The sequence below is a fragment of the Aeromonas aquatica genome, assembly GCF_000764655.1.
Taxonomy (GTDB): domain Bacteria; phylum Pseudomonadota; class Gammaproteobacteria; order Enterobacterales; family Aeromonadaceae; genus Aeromonas; species Aeromonas aquatica.
Window position 1 is genome coordinate 1 of sequence record NZ_JRGL01000053.1, and the last position, 1,062, is coordinate 1,062.

Sequence of the window (1,062 nt, forward strand, 5' to 3'; positions counted from 1 at the left end):
GGCGTTGTTTCCCAAATCATGATGGTTCATGCGGAACTTATGGCGCTCTCGGTGATCTGATGACCAAATCCCCTTTCAAGTCAGTATCATGGGCAAAGCGCGTCACCCCATTTCCAACTGGTCACAGTACAACAAGTCCCTGATAAAGCGGGGTTCACTGACGTTCTGGGTTGACGAGGATGCAGTGAGCAACTGGTTCCATAACGAGCATCATGGTCGACGGGGTCGAAGCCCGCTCTATACCGACCAGGCCATTTGTACCGCGCTCATCCTCAAGGGCATTTTAAAGCTGCCCTTGCGGGCGGTGCAGGGTCTGCTCGACTCCCTGTTTGAGCTGATGAACGTGCCATTATGCGCACCTGATTTCAGTTGCATCAGCAAGCGAGCCAGCACGGTCAAGGTACCATACCGGCAACCACCCAAGGGTAAGGTCACCGATTTGGTTATCGATTCCACTGGCCTGAAGGTGTTCGGCGAGGGCGAATGGAAGGTGAGAAAACACGGCCATGACAAGCGTCGGGTCTGGCGCAAGTTGCATCTGGCGGTGGACCCGGCGACCCACGCTATCGTGGCGGCAGAGGTCTCGCTGGAGAATGTCCATGATGCCGAAGTACTGCCCACCTTGCTCAAGCCGCTGCGGCGTCAGCTGGGGACTATTTTTGCCGATGGCGCGTATGACACCAAGGATTGTCATGCGTTGATAAGGCAGAAGAACGCCACGGCGTGCATCCCGCCCCGTCAGAATGCCGGTTTATGGGAGAAAGGCCACCCGCGTAACGAGGCGGTACTGGTCATGCGCAAGGAGGGGCTGGCGTATTGGAAACGGGTTTCTGGATATCATCGGCGGTCATTGGCAGAGACGGCGATGTATCGGTTCAAGCAGTTGATGACGGGGAAGCTGAGTTTGCGCGAATACAATGGTCAAGTGGGTGAAGTGATGGCCTATGTGTGTGCGGTGAACAAACTGAACGGCCTTGGTTTGCCCGTTAGAAAGCCCCAAGAGTAGCTATCTCTTGGGGTTGGGGATGTTGGGCTCTGATGGCTGATTTAGGAAACAACGCC

Annotated in this window: 1 protein-coding gene; it reads left to right on the forward strand. The window is 55.6% G+C overall.

Features of this window, described 5'->3' with window-relative positions:
* Positions 1 to 88 precede the first annotated feature (88 nt).
* Entirely contained in the window at positions 89 to 1,006 is a 918-nt protein-coding gene (locus tag LG30_RS0107705; RefSeq protein ID WP_033130126.1) for an IS5 family transposase, read from the forward strand.
* Positions 1,007 to 1,062: the final 56 nt, after the last annotated feature.